Genomic DNA, 14,971 nt, shown 5'->3' with positions numbered 1-14,971 from the left:
AAAACACCCCCAGCCAACAACTGAGGGTGTTCACTATGTCGCGAGACATCTGTCCTCGATGTCTCGCGACATCACACGGTGGGCGAAGGGGGACTTGAACCCCCACGTCCCGAAGGACACTGGCACCTGAAGCCAGCGCGTCTGCCATTCCGCCACTCGCCCGGAAAACAACCGGTGGACCATACCACTCTAATAGCCGTCTGCCCCAATCGCCTTGGCGGGACCGGGCGGCTGGGCGCGGCGCCGCGCGACCACCGCGGCAGCCCCCTGAGCTGCACGGATGCGATTCTCAGAATTCCCACGGTGCCGCATCGTCGCGCTGTCCCGATACCATGCTGGGGTGAGCCAACATGCGGGCGGTTCGTTTGCCTCGCGCCCGCGACACACCACGGCAACTGCGGGCGAGCGCTGAAAGATGAGTAGCCAAAAGGGGCTCGTTCAGCGCATCGAGCGCAAGCTCGAGGCGACCGTGGACAACGCGTTCGCCCGAATGTTCGGCGGTTCGATCGTGCCGCAAGAGGTTGAAGGGCTATTGCGCAGGGAAGCCGACGACGGGGTTCGCGCGCTGCAAGGGAATCGTCTTTTGGCCCCCAACGAATACATCATTACCCTCGGTATGCACGACTTTGCGAAGGTGGGAGCTGACACGGATCTCACGTCGAACGCTTTCGCGAGGTACTTGGCCGACTATATCTATGAACAGGGGTGGCAAACGTATGGTGATGTGGTCGTCCGGTTCGAGCAGTCGTCGAGCCTGCATACCGGTCAGTACCGCGCCCGCGGTGCTGTCAACCCCGATGTCGAGCCCCGCCCGACCGTCATCCACCCTCTCCGGCCACAATCAGATCACGCGTTCGGCGCAGAACGAGGAGTAGCAGCAATGACTGACAATTCGAGCCACCACGGGGGTCAGGGGCAGGGCCGGCCCGGCGACGAGTACTACGACGACCGGTACGCGCGCCCGCAAGACGAGCAGCGCGGCCCGGAGCCGCAGGGCGGGCCGGAGCCCCGAGGCGGCTACCCGCCCCCCGAGCAGGGTGGCTACCCGCCGCCGGGTGGCTACCCGCCACCTCGCCAGCCCGAGCAGGGCGGATATCCGCAACAAGGCGGCTACCCCGAACAAGGCGGCTACCAAGAACAGCGCGGCGGCTACCCGCAACAAGGCGGTGGCTACCCCGAACAAGGCGGCTACCAAGAACAGCGCGGCGGCTACCCCGAACAGGGCGGCTACGACCAGCGCGGGTACCAAGCGCCCGGCGGCTATCCCGACCAGGGACAGGGCGGCTACCCGCCCTCGTACGAGCAACGTCCTCCTGCGCCGGGCGGCTACGGCGGGCAAGGCTACGACCAGGGCTACCGCCAGGGCGGCGGCTACGGGCCGCCCGGCGGCGGTCAGCCCGGGGCCACCCAGCAGGGGTACGGGTACGGCGAATACGGGCGGGGGCCGGCTCGCCAAGAGGAGAGCGGCTACGCCCCGCCGGCCCCGCAGGGCGCGCCTGAGCAACAACGTCCGGCTTACCCGGAGCAGGGCGGCGGCTACGACCCGGGCTATCAGCAGGGTGGTGGATACGGGCAGCAGGACTATGGCCCGGGTGACTACACCCAGTACGCCGAAAGCGTTCCGGGGGGCGGATATCCCCCGCAAGGCGGATACGCCGACACCGCTCACCGCGACTACGAGTACGGCCAGCCGGCGGACTACGGCCAGCCCGCCGACTACGGCCAGCCGGCGGAGTACGGGCAGCAGCCGGCCGGCGGCTACGGCGGTTACGGCCAGGGCGGTTACGGCGCCGCCGGAACCTCGGTGACGCTGCAGCTCGACGACGGCAGCGGCCGGACCTACCAGCTGCGCGAGGGTGCCAACATCATCGGCCGCGGCCAGGATGCCCAGTTCCGGTTGCCCGACACCGGCGTTTCGCGGCGGCACCTGGAGATCCGCTGGGACGGGCAGGTCGCGCTCCTTTCCGACCTCAACTCCACTAACGGCACCACCGTGAACAACGCACCGGTACAGGAGTGGCAGTTGGCCGACGGCGACGTGATCCGTCTTGGCCACTCGGAGATCATCGTTCGCATCCACTAGACGCACCGGGCTCAAAGCTGCCGTGCTTCGCCCCGCGTCGACGACCGTCCAAGTATCGTGACGTTGCTGATGTGCTCGGTGTCACGGGTGCGACGAGGGGTGCGGCGCCAGGACGGAAAGGACGCCAGATGCAGGGACTAGTACTGCAGCTGACGCGTGCCGGATTTTTAATGTTGTTATGGGTATTCATCTGGTCGGTGTTGCGGATCCTGCGAACCGACATCTACGCGCCCACCGGGGCTGTCATGGTGCGCCGCGGCCTGGCGCTGCGCGGCACGCTGCTGCCCTCACGCCAGCGCCGCCATGCCGCACGGTATCTCGTGGTGACCGAGGGAGCGCTGACCGGTGCCCGCATTACGCTCAGCGGGCAGCCGGTGTTGATCGGGCGCGCTGACGACTCGACCCTGGTGCTTACCGACGACTACGCCTCGACACGGCACGCCCGGCTGTCCCAGCGCGGCTCGGAATGGTACGTCGAGGATCTAGGATCGACCAACGGCACTTACCTTGACAGGGCGAAGGTGACGACTGCGGTACGGGTTCCCATCGGAACGCCGATTCGAATCGGCAAAACGGCGATCGAGTTGCGCCCGTGACCCTGGTCCTGCGATATGCGGCCCGCAGCGACCGCGGCCTGGTACGCACCAACAACGAAGACTCCGTTTACGCCGGCGCGCGGCTGCTCGCCCTGGCCGACGGGATGGGCGGCCACGCGGCCGGCGAGGTGGCGTCCCAGTTGGTGATCGCCGCGCTCGCCCATCTCGATGACGACGAGCCCGGTGGGGACCTGCTCGCCAAGCTCGACTCGGCGGTGCGCTCGGGCAACGCGGCGATCGCCGCACAGGTCGAGATGGAGCCCGACCTCGAGGGGATGGGCACCACACTGACCGCAATCCTGTTTGACGGCAACAGGATTGGGCTGGTGCACATCGGCGACTCGCGTGGCTATCTGTTGCGCGACGGTGAGCTCAGCCAGATCACCAAGGACGATACCTTCGTCCAAACTTTGGTGGACGAAGGGCGGATCACCCGGGAAGAGGCGCACAGCCACCCACAGCGTTCGTTGATCATGCGGGCCCTGACGGGCCACGAGGTCGAGCCCACCCTGACCATGCGCGAGGCGCGAGCGGGTGATCGCTACCTGCTCTGCTCCGACGGATTGTCCGACCCCGTCAGCGACGAGACCATCCTCGAGGCGCTGCAGATCCCCGACGTGGCCGAGAGTGCCTACCGCCTCATCGAATTGGCGCTGCGCGGCGGCGGTCCCGACAACGTGACGGTTGTCGTCGCCGACGTCGTCGACTACGACTACGGCCAGACGCAGCCGATTCTGGCCGGTGCGGTCTCGGGCGAAGAAGACCAGCTGACGCTACCGAACACCTCCGCCGGGCGCGCCTCGGCCATCCGGCCCCGCGAGGAGGTCGCCAAACGCGTTCCGGCGCAAGAGGAAACGTCTCGGCGGCCCCGGTGGTCGCGGCGCCGGACGGCGATCGTCGTCACGCTGGTGGTGCTGCTGGTGCTCGCCGGCCTGGGCATCGGCCGAGCCATCATCCGGAGCAACTACTACGTCGCCGAATATAACGGCATGGTGTCGATCCTGCGGGGGATCCAGGGGTCGCTGCTCGGCATGTCGCTGCACGAGCCGTACCTGATCGGCTGCCTCAACGCCCGCAACGAGCTGTCCCTGATCGGTTCCGGCCAAACCGGCGGCCATCTCGACTGCCGCCTGATGCAACTGCAGGACCTGCGCCCTCCCGAGCGCGCACAGGTTCAGGCCGGGCTGCCGGCCGGCACCCTCGATGACGCCATCGGCCAGTTGCGCGAATTGTCGGCCAACTCCCTGCTGCCGCCGTGTCCCCCGCCGCGCGCCACCTCTCCGCCCGCCACCGAGCCGAATGTCACTGCGCCCCCTGCCACTTCGAGTGCCACCCCGTCCAGCAGCGCCAGTCCGACCAGCACCCCCGCGAGCACCGCGGCTACCGCGCCCACGACCACGTCGCCCACGACCACGCAGACGGTGACTGCGCTCCCGCCACCACCACCAAAGCCGGGCATCGATTGCCGGGCGGTGGCATGACCACACAAGTCCAGCCGCCGGTCGCAGTCACTCCTCCACTGCCTACTCGGCGCAACGCCGAACTGCTGTTGTTGTGCTTCGCCGCACTGATCACCGTCGCCGCGTTGCTGATCGTGCAGGCCAACCAGGACCGCGGCCTGCGCTGGAACCTGATCAGTTACGGGTTGATCTTTCTGGTCATGTTCGGCAGCGCGCACCTGGCGATCCGGCGATTCGCCCCCTACACCGACCCGCTGCTGCTGCCGATTGTGGCTCTGCTCAACGGGCTTGGCCTGGTGATGATCCACCGGCTCGACCTCGTCAACAACGAGTTGAGCGGCCGTCGCCATCCCAGCGCGACGCAGCAGATGCTGTGGACCGTGGTGGGGGTGGCCGCGTTCGCGTTGGTGGTCACCTTTTTGAGAGACCACCGACAACTGGCCCGCTATGGCTACGTCTGCGGGGTCGCGGGGCTGGTCTTCTTGGCTATCCCCGCGCTACTGCCGGCATCTATGTCCGAGCAGAACGGCGCGAAGATCTGGATTCGCTTCCCGGGCTTCTCAATTCAGCCGGCCGAGTTTTCCAAGATTCTGTTGCTGATCTTTTTCTCCGCGGTACTGATCGCCAAACGCGGCCTGTTCACCAGCGTCGGCAAGCATTTCATGGGCATGACCCTGCCCCGTCCCCGCGATCTCGCGCCACTGTTGGCGGCGTGGGTGATCTCGGTGGGCGTGATGGTCTTCGAGAAGGACCTGGGCACTTCGCTGTTGCTGTATGCGTCGTTTCTGGTGGTGCTCTACCTCGCCACCCAGCGCTTCAGCTGGGTCGTCATCGGGTTGGTGCTCTTCGTCGCGGGAAGCGTTGCGGCGTACTTCCTTTTCGGCCATGTGCGGGTTCGGGTGCAGATGTGGTGGGACCCGTTCTCCGACCCCGACGGCAGCGGCTATCAGCTCGTGCAGTCGATGTTCAGCTTTGCGACCGGTGGCATTTTCGGCACCGGGCTCGGCAACGGTCAGCCCGACACCGTGCCGGCGGCGTCGACCGATTTCATCACCGCCGCGTTCGGTGAAGAACTTGGATTAGTGGGCTTGGCGGCGCTTCTGATGCTGTACACGATCGTCATCGTGCGCGGGCTGCGCACGGCGATCGCGACGCGGGAAAGCTTCGGCAAGCTGCTGGCGGCGGGTCTGGCGTCGACCCTGGCGCTGCAGCTCTTCATCGTCGTCGGCGGCGTGACACGGCTGATCCCGCTGACCGGGCTGACCACCCCCTGGATGTCGTACGGCGGGTCGTCGTTGCTGGCGAACTACATCCTGTTGGCGATCCTGGCGCGCATTTCGCACAGCGCCCGGCGTCCCCTGCGCACCCGCGCGCTTAACAAGTCGCCGATCGCGGCGGCCAGCACAGAGGTGATTGAGCGGGTATGAACGCCTCTCTCCGCCGGATCTCGGTGACCGTGATGGCGTTGGTGGTGCTGCTGTTGCTCAACGCCACGATGACGCAGGTGTTCGCCGCCGACGGCCTGCGCGCCGACCCGCGCAACCAGCGGGTGCTGCTCGACGAGTATTCACGCCAGCGCGGTCAAATCGTCGCCGGCGGCCAGCTGCTGGCTTATTCGGTGGCCACCGACAGCCGCTTCCGGTTCCTGCGGGTCTACCCGAACCCGGCGGTGTACGCGCCGATCACCGGCTTCTACTCGCTGCGCTATTCGAGCACCGGCCTGGAACGGGCCGAGGACCCGTTGTTGAACGGGTCCGACGAGCGCCTGTTCGGGCGCCGGCTGGCCGACTTCTTCACCGGTCGCGATCCGCGCGGCGGCAACGTCGACACCACGATCATTCCGCGCGTCCAGCAGGCCGGGTGGGACGCGATGCAGCAGGGCTGCGGCGGACCGCCGTGCAAGGGAGCCGTCGTCGCCCTGGAGCCGTCCACCGGCAAGATCCTGGCCATGGTGTCGTCGCCGTCCTACGACCCCAACCAACTGGCGTCGCACGATCCCGAGGTGCAGGCCCAGGCCTGGCAGCGGTTGCGCGACGACCCGGACAACCCACTGACCAACCGCGCCATCTCCGAGACCTATCCGCCTGGTTCCACGTTCAAGGTGATCACCACCGCGGCGGCGCTGCAGGCCGGCGCGACCGACACCGAGCAGTTGACGGCCGCGGCCACCATTCCGCTGCCCAACAGCACCGCCACGCTGGAGAACTACGGCGGCAAGCCGTGCGGCAGCGAGCCGACGGTGCCCCTCAGCCAGGCGTTCGCGCTGTCCTGTAACACCGCCTTCGTCCAGCTGGGCATCCTCACCGGGGCCGACGCGCTGCGCAGCACGGCGCGCTCGTTCGGGCTGGACAGCACGCCCAGCGTCATTCCGCTGCAGGTCGCCGAGTCCACGGTCGGGATCATCCCGGACGCCGCAGCGCTGGGCATGTCCAGCATCGGTCAAAAGGATGTGGCGCTGACGCCGCTGGAGAACGCCCAGATCGCCGCGACCATCGCCAACGCCGGGGTGACGATGCAGCCCTACCTGATCGATAGCCTGAAGGGGCCGGACCTTTCCAACATCAGCAACACAGCGCCCTACCAACAGCGCCGCGCGGTGTCGCCGCAGGTCGCCGCTAAGCTAACAGAGCTGATGGTCGGCGCCGAGAAGGTCGCACAGCAGAAAGGGGCGATTCCCGGCGTGCAGATTGCATCCAAGACGGGTACCGCAGAGCATGGCACCGACCCGCGTAACACTCCGCCGCACGCGTGGTACATCGCTTTCGCGCCCGCGCAGGCGCCGAAGGTTGCCGTTGCGGTGCTGGTGGAGAACGGCGCCGACCGACTGTCCGCGACCGGGGGCGCGCTCGCCGCACCGATCGGACGGGCGGTGATCGCGGCCGCGCTACAGGGAGGACCATGAGCCCGCGAGTTGGTGTGACGCTGTCAGGCAGATACCGCCTGCAGCGCCTGATCGCCACCGGTGGCATGGGCCAGGTGTGGGAGGCCGTGGACAGCCGGCTGGGCCGGCGCGTCGCGGTCAAGGTGCTGAAACAGGAGTTCTCCCAGGACCCCGAGTTCATCGAGCGGTTCCGCGCCGAGGCGCGCACCACCGCGATGCTGAACCATCCCGGAATCGCGCAGGTCCACGACTACGGCGAAAGCCAGCTGGATGGCGAGGGCCGGACGGCGTACCTGGTGATGGAGCTGGTCAACGGCGAACCGCTGAATTCGGTGCTCAAGCGCACCGGGCGGCTGTCGCTGCGGCACGCGCTGGACATGCTCGAGCAGACCGGTCGGGCGCTTCAGGTTGCGCACGCCGCCGGCCTGGTCCACCGAGACGTCAAACCGGGCAACATCTTGATCACCCCCACCGGCCAGGTGAAGATCACCGACTTCGGTATCGCCAAGGCGGTCGACGCCGCGCCGGTGACCCAGACCGGAATGGTGATGGGCACCGCCCAATACATTGCCCCCGAGCAGGCATTGGGCCACGACGCGACCCCGTCCAGCGATGTCTACTCGCTGGGAGTTGTTGGGTACGAGGTGGTTTCGGGAAAGCGGCCGTTCAGCGGTGACGGCGCCTTGACGGTGGCGATGAAGCACATCAAGGAACCGCCGCCGCCGTTGCCCGCCGAGCTGCCGCCCAACGTGCGGGAGCTCATCGAGATCACGCTCGTCAAGAATCCCCAGATGCGCTACCGCAGCGGGGGACCGTTCGCCGACGCCGTCGCCGCGGTGCGCGCCGGGCGCCGGCCCCCGCGGCCGAGCCAGTCACCGCCGCCGGGACGGGCCTCGCCGGCGGCCATTCCGTCCAGCCCGCACACCCGGGCGCCCGTCACCGCCAGCCGCAGCACCCCGGTCCGCCGGTCCGGGCCGTCCACCGGCCGGTCGCGGCCCCCGGCGCGGCGCACCTTCTCGTCGGGCCAGCGCGCGCTGCTGTGGGCCGCGGGGGTGCTGGGGGCGCTGGCGATCCTGATCGCGGTGATCATCGTCATCAATTCCCGCACGGATCAGCAGCCGCAACCCCCGACGGTCACCGACACCGGGACCCCGCCGGCAACGGCGCCACCGGCGACCAACACGCCCAGTGGGTCCGCGCCGAGCCTGCGACTGGATTGGCCGGAACGCGGGGGCGTGGGCAATTCCGGACTTCACAGCAGGCCGCCGGCCCGGCCCGAAGCACCGCGATGACCGCGTCTGAGCCGCTGTCCGGGCGCTACGAACTCGGCGAGATCCTCGGTTTCGGGGGCATGTCCGAGGTCCACCTGGCCCGCGATCTCCGCTTGCACCGCGACGTCGCGGTGAAGGTGCTGCGCGCCGACCTGGCCCGCGACCCCAGCTTCTACCTGCGTTTCCGGCGTGAGGCGCAAAACGCCGCGGCGCTGAACCACCCGTCCATCGTGGCGGTCTACGACACCGGTGAGGCGGACACACCCACCGGCCCGCTGCCCTACATCGTCATGGAGTACGTCGACGGCGTCACGTTGCGCGACATCGTGCACACCGACGGCCCGATGCCGCCCCGGCGGGCCATCGAGATCATCGCCGACGCCTGCCAGGCCCTGAACTTCAGCCATCAAAACGGCATCATCCACCGCGACGTCAAGCCGGCGAACATCATGATCAGCGCCACCAATGCGGTCAAGGTGATGGACTTCGGCATCGCCCGCGCGATCGCCGACAGCGGCATCAGCGTCACCCAGACCGCGGCGGTGATCGGGACCGCCCAGTATCTGTCACCCGAGCAGGCGCGCGGTGATTCCGTCGACGCCCGATCCGATGTGTATTCGCTGGGGTGCGTCCTGTACGAAATCCTCACCGGCGAACCGCCTTTCACCGGTGACTCGCCCGTCGCGGTGGCCTACCAGCACGTCCGTGAGGACCCGGTGCCGCCGTCGAAGCGGCACGAGGGCGTCTCCGCCGATTTGGACGCCGTCGTGCTCAAGGCGCTGGCCAAGAATCCGGAAAACCGCTATCAGACGGCGGCGGAGATGCGCGCGGACCTGGTTCGGGTGCACAACGGTGAGCCTCCCGAGGCGCCCAAGGTGCTCACCGACGCGGAGCGCAGCTCGTTTCTGTCGTCCGCGACAGGCCACGGGCCGCGCACCGACCCGCTGCCTCGCCAGGCGCTGGATCACACCGACCGCGATCGTCCCCCCGGCGGTTCCATCGGCCGCTGGGTTGTCGCGGTCGCCGCGCTGGCGGTGCTGACGATCGTGGTCGTCATCGCGTTCAACACGTTCGGTGGCAGCACCCGCGACGTCACGGTGCCCGACATGCGCGGGCAGGTGTCCGCCGATGCGATTGCGGCGCTGCAGAACCGGGGCTTCAAGACCCGGACGCTGCAGAAGCCGGACTCCGCGGTTCCGCCGGATCACGTCATCAGCACCGACCCTGGCGCCAACGCGTCGGTGAGCGCCGGCGACGAGATCACCATCAACGTCTCCACCGGACCGGAGCAACGCGAACTTCCCGACGTCTCCTCCCTGAGCTACACCGATGCGGTCAGCAAGCTCAAGGCCGCCGGGTTCAGCAAGTTCAAGCAGGCGAACTCACCGTCGAGCCCGGAGCTGCTGGGCAAAGTCATCGGGACCAACCCGCCGGCCAACCAGACGTCGGCGATCACGAACGTGATCACGGTCATCGTCGGCTCCGGGCCGGAGACCAAGCAGGTCCCCGACGTCGCGGGCCAGACCGTCGACGTCGCGCAAAAGAACCTGACCGTCTACGGGTTCACCAAGTTCAGCCAGACCCCGGTGGACAGCCCGCGGCCCGCCGGTGAGGTGATCGGCACGAACCCGCCGAAGGGGCAGACGGTTCCGGTCGACTCGGTGATCGAAATCCAAGTGTCCAAGGGCAACCAATTCCTGATGCCCGACCTGACCGGCATGTTCTGGACCGACGCCGAACCGCGGTTGCGCGCGCTGGGCTGGGCCGGGGTGCTGGACAAGGGCCCCGACGTCGACGCCGGCGGCTCCCAGTCCCACCGGGTGGTCTATCAGAACCCGCCGGCCGGGGCCGGTTGCAACCGGGACGGGATCATCACGCTGAAGTTCGGCCAGTAGCCGCGGCGTCGTCCGGGAAATAGGGCCGGACCGCGGCGCGTACCTCGTTCTCCAGCCGGCGCACCAGCGTGTCGTCGCGCGTCCAGCCGCAATAGGCGAGCCAGTTCGCCAGCATTCGGTGCCCGCCCTCGGTGAGGATCGACTCCGGATGGAACTGGACACCGTGAATCGGCAATTCGGTGTGCCGCACGCCCATGATCACACCGCTGCGGGTGCGGGCCGTGACTTCCAGCACCGCCGGCAGCGACTCCGGCAGGATTGTCAGCGAGTGGTATCGCGTCGCCGTGAATGGATCCGGAAGTCCTTGCAGTACACCAACATTGGTGTGAAACACGCTGCTGGTCTTGCCGTGCAGCAGCTCCGGCGCGCGGTCCACGGTGGCGCCGAACGCCACGCCGATGGCCTGGTGGCCGAGGCACACCCCCAGCAGCGGGGTGCGCTGCTCGGCGCAGGCCCGAACCAGGGCGATCGACGCGCCCGCGCGCTCCGGGGTGCCCGGGCCCGGGCTGAGCAGGACGCCGCCGAACTGCGCAGCGACGGCGTTCTCGTCGGAAAGCCGGGCGTCGTCGTTGCGCCACACGTCGGCCTCGACGCCGAGCTGGCCCAGGTACTGCACCAGGTTGAACACGAAGCTGTCGTAGTTGTCGACAACCAGGATCCGCATCGTGTCAGGGTACCGCCCGGCTCAGTAACCCACCGGGCCCGCCGGCTGTGCGAAGTGCGTACGGACCGGTTCGGAATGCCCGGCGATCTGCACGTCGGGCTTGACCTCTTCGTGGTAACCGAGCCCGAAGCGGACCACGTACTGCTTGTAGAGGATGACGAGGGGAGCGGCGGCCAGGGCGGCCTGCATCGCCGCCGCGTTGCCGATCGCGGTGATCGTGTACGGCGGGCTGTAGGTGCGCCCGTTGAGCAACAGCGTGTTGCCGACGCAGCGGGGCACCGAGGTCGCGATGATCCGCTGGTCCTGCATCTGGATCCCCTCCGCGCCGGCGCTCCACAGCGCGTTCAGGACGGCCTGGATGTCCTGCTGGTGCACCACTAGGTCGTCCGGCGATGCGTCGCGGGGGAAGCGGCCGTTGGCGTCACGCTGCGCGTCCTGGAGGGTCACCACCAGGCCTGGCCCGTGGACCGGATCCATGTCCGCCTCGGCCGCCAGCTCGGCGGCACGGCGCAGCATCGCCGCGAGCGCGGCGTCCGTCGACCGGCCGTGCGCCGAATCGAGCTTGTTGGCCAGCTCGTTGCGCTGGGCGCTGAGGCGGGCCACCGAGGACTGCGCCTCGCGGACCAGATCGACCAGGCGCGGCGCGTCGCTGCGGCGGATTTCGGCGCCGCCGGATACCCCGTGGGTGGCGGCGAGCAGCAATCCCGCCAGCAGGCACACCAACGGCACGCCGAAGCGCCATGGTGAGCGGCGCCTGTCCATCATCGACTCTCCATTTCCTGGTCACGGTGCCAGGTGAGTTAGTCTCGTAGCCGAGCCATCCGCGCAGCTGCAATCGTTATCGTCGCACCCCGTCCCGTTCAACATGTTGTTCAGGTAAGGCCGAGGTACTGAAATGCCCAAATCGAAGGTCCGCAAGAAGAACGATTTCACCGTCAGCGCGGTCAGCCGCACGCCGGTGAAGGTGAAGGTCGGACCGTCCAGCGTGTGGTTCGTCTGCCTGTTTGTCGGCCTCATGTTGATCGGGCTCGTCTGGTTGATGGTGTTCCAATTGGCCGCGGTCGGAAGCCAGGCGCCGCCGGCCCTGAACTGGATGGCGCAACTCGGCCCGTGGAACTACGCCATCGCGTTCGCTTTCATGATCACCGGGTTGTTGCTCACGATGCGTTGGCACTGACCGAGGCCGCCCCGGAAATGAATTCATCTTGGGGTCGGCCTGTAACTGACTCAGCAACGTTGTGATCACCCAATCACACGCGTGTGATTTATCCCCACTGTTGATAGCGCTTGTGGATAACCGCATAGCCAGTGGTGGGAGGGGTTAGGCGGCCCGTGCAGCAAACAGAATGGGCGCCCGGCGTGGCCGGAATTGCTGGTTGTGGGGCCGTGGGTGTTTTGATGGCTATCGCGAGTGTGACCGTAGTCACAGACCCGCCCGGCCGCATTTTGACCGGGATTGCCGCGGCCGGTCTGATCTTGTTTGCGGGCATGACGTGGCGCGCACGCCCGAAGCTGGCAATTACTCCCGACGGCCTGGCGCTGCGCGGCTGGTTCCGGACGCAGTTATTGCGGCGCTCCGACATCAAGATCATCCGGATCACCGAGTTCCGCCGGCATGGGCGCACGGTCCGATTGCTCGAGGTCGAAACGGCCGACGGAGGACTGGTGATCTTCTCCCGTTGGGACCTCGGGACCAACCCGCTGGAGGTGCTGGACGCGCTGACCGACGCCGGGTACGCGGGTGGCGACCGGCGCCGACCGACGGGGCCGGTTTAGGAGATCGTGATCGACTCGATGACGACCGGCTCGGCGGGACGGTCGTTGCCGTCGGTGGCCGTCGTCGCGATCGCGTCGACAACCTTTTGCGAGTCGGGGTCGGTCACTTCGCCGAAGATCGTGTGGCGCCGGTTCAGGTGCGGCGTCTGGGCGACGGTGATGAAGAACTGTGAACCGTTGGTGCCCGGGCCGGCGTTCGCCATCGCGAGCAGGTAGGGCTTGTCGAACTGCAACTCGGGGTGGAACTCGTCGGCGAACTTGTAGCCCGGGCCACCGCGGCCGGTACCGGTCGGATCCCCGCCCTGGATCATGAAGCCATTGATCACCCGGTGGAAGACCGCGCCGTCGTAGAAGGGACCCGACGGGCCGCCCGATGCGTTCTGGGTCGAGTACTCCTTGGTGCCCTGAGCCAGGCCGACGAAGTTGGCGACGGTCTTGGGCGCGTGGTTTCCGAAGAGGGCGACCTTAATGTCCCCGCGGTTGGTGTGCAGCGTTGCGGTGGCGGTCTGAATGGGGCTGTTAGTCACGGGGTTAGAGTCTGCCATTGCGGACGGGCAAGCCCGCAGCCGGTACCGGGCGTGCCCGATTGATGGCAGGCTGATGGGCACCGGGGAGCGGCACAGAAGGGCGGCAGATGAGCGCGAAGGCGGAAACCCGGCTGACCCCACGGGAGCGACTGGCCCGGGGCCTGACCTACACGGCAGTGGGGCCGGTCGATGTCACGCGCGGAGTCGTCGGACTCAGCGTCAACGGCGCGCAGTCGACCACGTCGGAGCTCCGTCGCCGCTACCGGGAGGGGCGGCTCGCCCGCCAAATCGCGGCGGCCCAGGAAGCGCTCGCGCAGGAGGTGGCCGCCGCCCAAGAGGTGGTCGCCGGGCTGCCCCAGGCGCTGCAGGACGCGCGCCGGGCCCAGCGCCGCAGGCCGCGCCCCTGGGTGATCGCCGGCGCGGCCGTCGTGGTCCTGGCCGGCGGCGCCGTCGCGTTCAGCATCGTTCGGCGGTCAATGCGTGCGGGCCGCGAGGAGCCGTCGCCCCTGCCGCCCAGCGTCGAGGTGCAGCCGCGGCCCTGACCGTTATCGCACGGCCAGCCGCAGCCATTTCCGGCGCCGGACCAGGATGCTCGGCAGCCATTCGCCGACGTCGATCGCCTCGATCCACGTGGTGCGCTCCAGGAGCTTGCGCAACACGATCTGGGCCTCGAGGCGCGCCAGCGCCGCGCCCACGCAAAAGTGCAGGCCCTTGCCGAACGTCAGGTGGCCTTTGGCTGCGGTGCGGTCGAGGCGGAATTCGTTCGGGGCCTCGAAATGCGCCGGGTCGCGGTTGGCCGCGCCCCACATCAGCAGCAGATGGGCATCGGCGGGAACGTCGACCCCGGCCAGCGTGGTGTCGCGCCACACGTGCCGGTAATGGCCGCGGAACGGCGACTCGAGCCGCAACGTCTCTTCGATGAAAGCGGTGAGCAACTCGGGGTTTTCGCGTAGCTGCCGCTGGATCGCGGGACGATCGGCGAGAATCCACGCCGCGCTGCCCAGCAGCGACGCGGTCGACTCGCCGGCGGCGCTGAAAAGGGTGAGCATGATGCCCAGCGCCGGCAGCTGCTCCAGTTCGCCCGAAGCGCAGCGGGCGGCGAGGTCGGCGATCAGACCGTATTCGTTGGCGGCGCTTGCCTTCTCGAAATGCTCGGTGACGTAGCCCGACAGTTCCAGGGCGGCCGCGAAGGCCGCGTCGAGTTGATCAGGGGTGACGACCCCGTCGAGCAGCGTGGTGGTGGCGTAGCCGAGCCGGACGAGTTTGTCGGCGTCGTCGTCGGGCAGGCCCAGCAGCCTCGTGACCACCATCATGGGCAGACGGTTGGCGACAGCGCTCATCCATTCGATCTGGCCGTCGCGCAAGTTCTGCTCCCACAACCGGTCCGCGGTCTGGGCGGCGAACTCCTGGATGATCCGCACGCGCTTGGCCGACAGGTGCGGTAGCAGGATCTTGCGGTGCAGCGCATGGGTCGGGTCGTCCGCGGTCGCCAGCGCGTGAGCGGCTCCTCCCGCGGGCCCCATGTCGAACGGGGTGACGGTGCCGTCGTCGCGAAAGACCAGGGTCGCGGTGAGGTTCGACGAAAAGTCGTCGACGCGAGCGGCGGCCTCTTGCACCGCGTCCCAGCCGCACACGGCGTAGAACACGGAGTCGCCGATGCGCTGCACCGGCGCCTCGGCGCGCATGCGGTCATACAGCGGATAGGGATCTTGTAGCGCCTCGGCGCCCAGTAGCTGAATCGGTTCGTCCAAGACCGGCATGCGTTCAGGCTGGGTGGGCGGCGCGCCGGCGTCAATGGGGCGGGGAGAAGTTGAGTGG

General features: G+C 68.1%; 14 protein-coding genes and 1 tRNA gene. 10 read left to right on the top strand and 5 right to left on the bottom strand.

From position 1 onward, the window contains the following. Positions 1 to 79: 79 nt before the first annotated feature. Positions 80 to 162 (bottom strand) — tRNA-Leu (locus A5787_RS17945). 253 nt (positions 163 to 415) lie between these two features. On the opposite strand from A5787_RS17945, the gene A5787_RS17940 reads away from it, so the two are divergent. The 7 genes from A5787_RS17940 (at position 416) to pknB (ending at position 10,186) form a co-directional block, all read left to right on the top strand. Beyond that, a complete protein-coding gene (locus A5787_RS17940; RefSeq protein WP_066969379.1) occupies positions 416 to 2,083 on the top strand; it encodes a DUF3662 and FHA domain-containing protein in 1,668 nt (555 codons plus the stop codon). A gap of 128 nt (positions 2,084 to 2,211) precedes the next feature. Further along, positions 2,212 to 2,679 (top strand): FHA domain-containing protein, encoded by a 468-nt coding sequence (locus tag A5787_RS17935; protein WP_066917067.1) that lies wholly within the window; start codon positions 2,212 to 2,214, stop codon positions 2,677 to 2,679. Continuing rightward, entirely contained in the window at positions 2,676 to 4,160 is a 1,485-nt protein-coding gene (locus A5787_RS17930; protein ID WP_066969377.1) for a PP2C family serine/threonine-protein phosphatase, read from the top strand. Before A5787_RS17935 ends, A5787_RS17930 begins: the two co-directional genes overlap by 4 nt. Beyond that, complete coding sequence (locus A5787_RS17925) at positions 4,157 to 5,566, top strand: FtsW/RodA/SpoVE family cell cycle protein (protein ID WP_066969375.1); 1,410 nt, start codon at positions 4,157 to 4,159, stop codon at positions 5,564 to 5,566. Before A5787_RS17930 ends, A5787_RS17925 begins: the two co-directional genes overlap by 4 nt. Continuing rightward, positions 5,563 to 7,041, top strand: a complete 1,479-nt coding sequence (pbpA, locus tag A5787_RS17920; protein WP_066969373.1) for a D,D-transpeptidase PbpA — start codon at positions 5,563 to 5,565, stop codon at positions 7,039 to 7,041. Before A5787_RS17925 ends, pbpA begins: the two co-directional genes overlap by 4 nt. Next, positions 7,038 to 8,312, top strand: coding sequence for a serine/threonine-protein kinase (locus A5787_RS17915; RefSeq protein WP_066969371.1), 1,275 nt, complete (start codon positions 7,038 to 7,040; stop codon positions 8,310 to 8,312). Before pbpA ends, A5787_RS17915 begins: the two co-directional genes overlap by 4 nt. After that, the gene (pknB, locus tag A5787_RS17910; RefSeq protein ID WP_066969369.1) at positions 8,309 to 10,186 is read left to right on the top strand and encodes a Stk1 family PASTA domain-containing Ser/Thr kinase; all 1,878 of its coding nucleotides are present in this window, start codon (positions 8,309 to 8,311) and stop codon (positions 10,184 to 10,186) included. Before A5787_RS17915 ends, pknB begins: the two co-directional genes overlap by 4 nt. On the opposite strand, the gene A5787_RS17905 is transcribed toward pknB, so the two are convergent. Both A5787_RS17905 and A5787_RS17900 read right to left on the bottom strand, forming a co-directional pair. Continuing rightward, positions 10,164 to 10,850, bottom strand: coding sequence for an aminodeoxychorismate/anthranilate synthase component II (locus A5787_RS17905; protein ID WP_066969368.1), 687 nt, complete (start codon positions 10,848 to 10,850; stop codon positions 10,164 to 10,166). The genes pknB and A5787_RS17905 overlap by 23 nt on opposite strands. Positions 10,851 to 10,871: 21 nt before the next feature. After that, the gene (locus tag A5787_RS17900) at positions 10,872 to 11,615 is read right to left on the bottom strand and encodes a DUF881 domain-containing protein (RefSeq protein ID WP_066969365.1); all 744 of its coding nucleotides are present in this window, start codon (positions 11,613 to 11,615) and stop codon (positions 10,872 to 10,874) included. A gap of 130 nt (positions 11,616 to 11,745) precedes the next feature. Here A5787_RS17900 and crgA point away from each other — a divergent pair, with 130 nt between their 5' ends. Both crgA and A5787_RS17890 read left to right on the top strand, forming a co-directional pair. Beyond that, positions 11,746 to 12,027, top strand: coding sequence for a cell division protein CrgA (gene crgA, locus A5787_RS17895; RefSeq protein WP_066969363.1), 282 nt, complete (start codon positions 11,746 to 11,748; stop codon positions 12,025 to 12,027). Between the two features lie 155 nt (positions 12,028 to 12,182). After that, entirely contained in the window at positions 12,183 to 12,626 is a 444-nt protein-coding gene (locus tag A5787_RS17890; RefSeq protein WP_066969361.1) for a PH domain-containing protein, read from the top strand. Here A5787_RS17890 and A5787_RS17885 read toward each other — a convergent pair. Next, positions 12,623 to 13,171 carry a peptidylprolyl isomerase gene (locus tag A5787_RS17885; RefSeq protein ID WP_066969358.1) on the bottom strand — a complete coding sequence of 183 codons (549 nt, stop codon included), beginning with the start codon at positions 13,169 to 13,171 and terminating at the stop codon, positions 12,623 to 12,625. The two genes, A5787_RS17890 and A5787_RS17885, sit on opposite strands and share 4 nt — an antisense overlap. An 89-nt stretch (positions 13,172 to 13,260) precedes the next feature. Between A5787_RS17885 and cwsA the strand changes: the two genes are divergently transcribed. Continuing rightward, positions 13,261 to 13,695, top strand: coding sequence for a cell wall synthesis protein CwsA (cwsA, locus tag A5787_RS17880; protein ID WP_066969356.1), 435 nt, complete (start codon positions 13,261 to 13,263; stop codon positions 13,693 to 13,695). A gap of 3 nt (positions 13,696 to 13,698) precedes the next feature. Here cwsA and A5787_RS17875 read toward each other — a convergent pair whose 3' ends face one another. Further along, entirely contained in the window at positions 13,699 to 14,913 is a 1,215-nt protein-coding gene (locus tag A5787_RS17875; RefSeq protein WP_066969354.1) for a cytochrome P450, read from the bottom strand. Positions 14,914 to 14,971 lie beyond the last annotated feature (58 nt).

The organism is Mycobacterium sp. 852002-50816_SCH5313054-b (genome assembly GCF_001667185.1).
GTDB lineage: Bacteria > Actinomycetota > Actinomycetes > Mycobacteriales > Mycobacteriaceae > Mycobacterium.
Note: the sequence above shows the minus strand (reverse complement) of the source record. Positions and strands in the feature narration are given on the sequence as shown.

What these genes read in the sequence shown, in the direction of transcription:
- A5787_RS17940 (WP_066969379.1), top strand. Translation starts at nt 416, where the DNA reads ATGAGTAGCCAAAAGGGGCTCGTTCAGCGCATCGAGCGCAAGCTCGAG.
- A5787_RS17935 (WP_066917067.1), top strand. Translation starts at nt 2,212, where the DNA reads ATGCAGGGACTAGTACTGCAGCTGACGCGTGCCGGATTTTTAATGTTG.
- A5787_RS17925 (WP_066969375.1), top strand. Translation starts at nt 4,157, where the DNA reads ATGACCACACAAGTCCAGCCGCCGGTCGCAGTCACTCCTCCACTGCCT.
- pbpA (WP_066969373.1), top strand. Translation starts at nt 5,563, where the DNA reads ATGAACGCCTCTCTCCGCCGGATCTCGGTGACCGTGATGGCGTTGGTG.
- A5787_RS17915 (WP_066969371.1), top strand. Translation starts at nt 7,038, where the DNA reads ATGAGCCCGCGAGTTGGTGTGACGCTGTCAGGCAGATACCGCCTGCAG.
- pknB (WP_066969369.1), top strand. Translation starts at nt 8,309, where the DNA reads ATGACCGCGTCTGAGCCGCTGTCCGGGCGCTACGAACTCGGCGAGATC.
- A5787_RS17905 (WP_066969368.1), bottom strand. Translation starts at nt 10,850, where the DNA reads ATGCGGATCCTGGTTGTCGACAACTACGACAGCTTCGTGTTCAACCTG.
- A5787_RS17900 (WP_066969365.1), bottom strand. Translation starts at nt 11,615, where the DNA reads ATGATGGACAGGCGCCGCTCACCATGGCGCTTCGGCGTGCCGTTGGTG.
- crgA (WP_066969363.1), top strand. Translation starts at nt 11,746, where the DNA reads ATGCCCAAATCGAAGGTCCGCAAGAAGAACGATTTCACCGTCAGCGCG.
- A5787_RS17885 (WP_066969358.1), bottom strand. Translation starts at nt 13,171, where the DNA reads ATGGCAGACTCTAACCCCGTGACTAACAGCCCCATTCAGACCGCCACC.
- cwsA (WP_066969356.1), top strand. Translation starts at nt 13,261, where the DNA reads ATGAGCGCGAAGGCGGAAACCCGGCTGACCCCACGGGAGCGACTGGCC.
- A5787_RS17875 (WP_066969354.1), bottom strand. Translation starts at nt 14,913, where the DNA reads ATGCCGGTCTTGGACGAACCGATTCAGCTACTGGGCGCCGAGGCGCTA.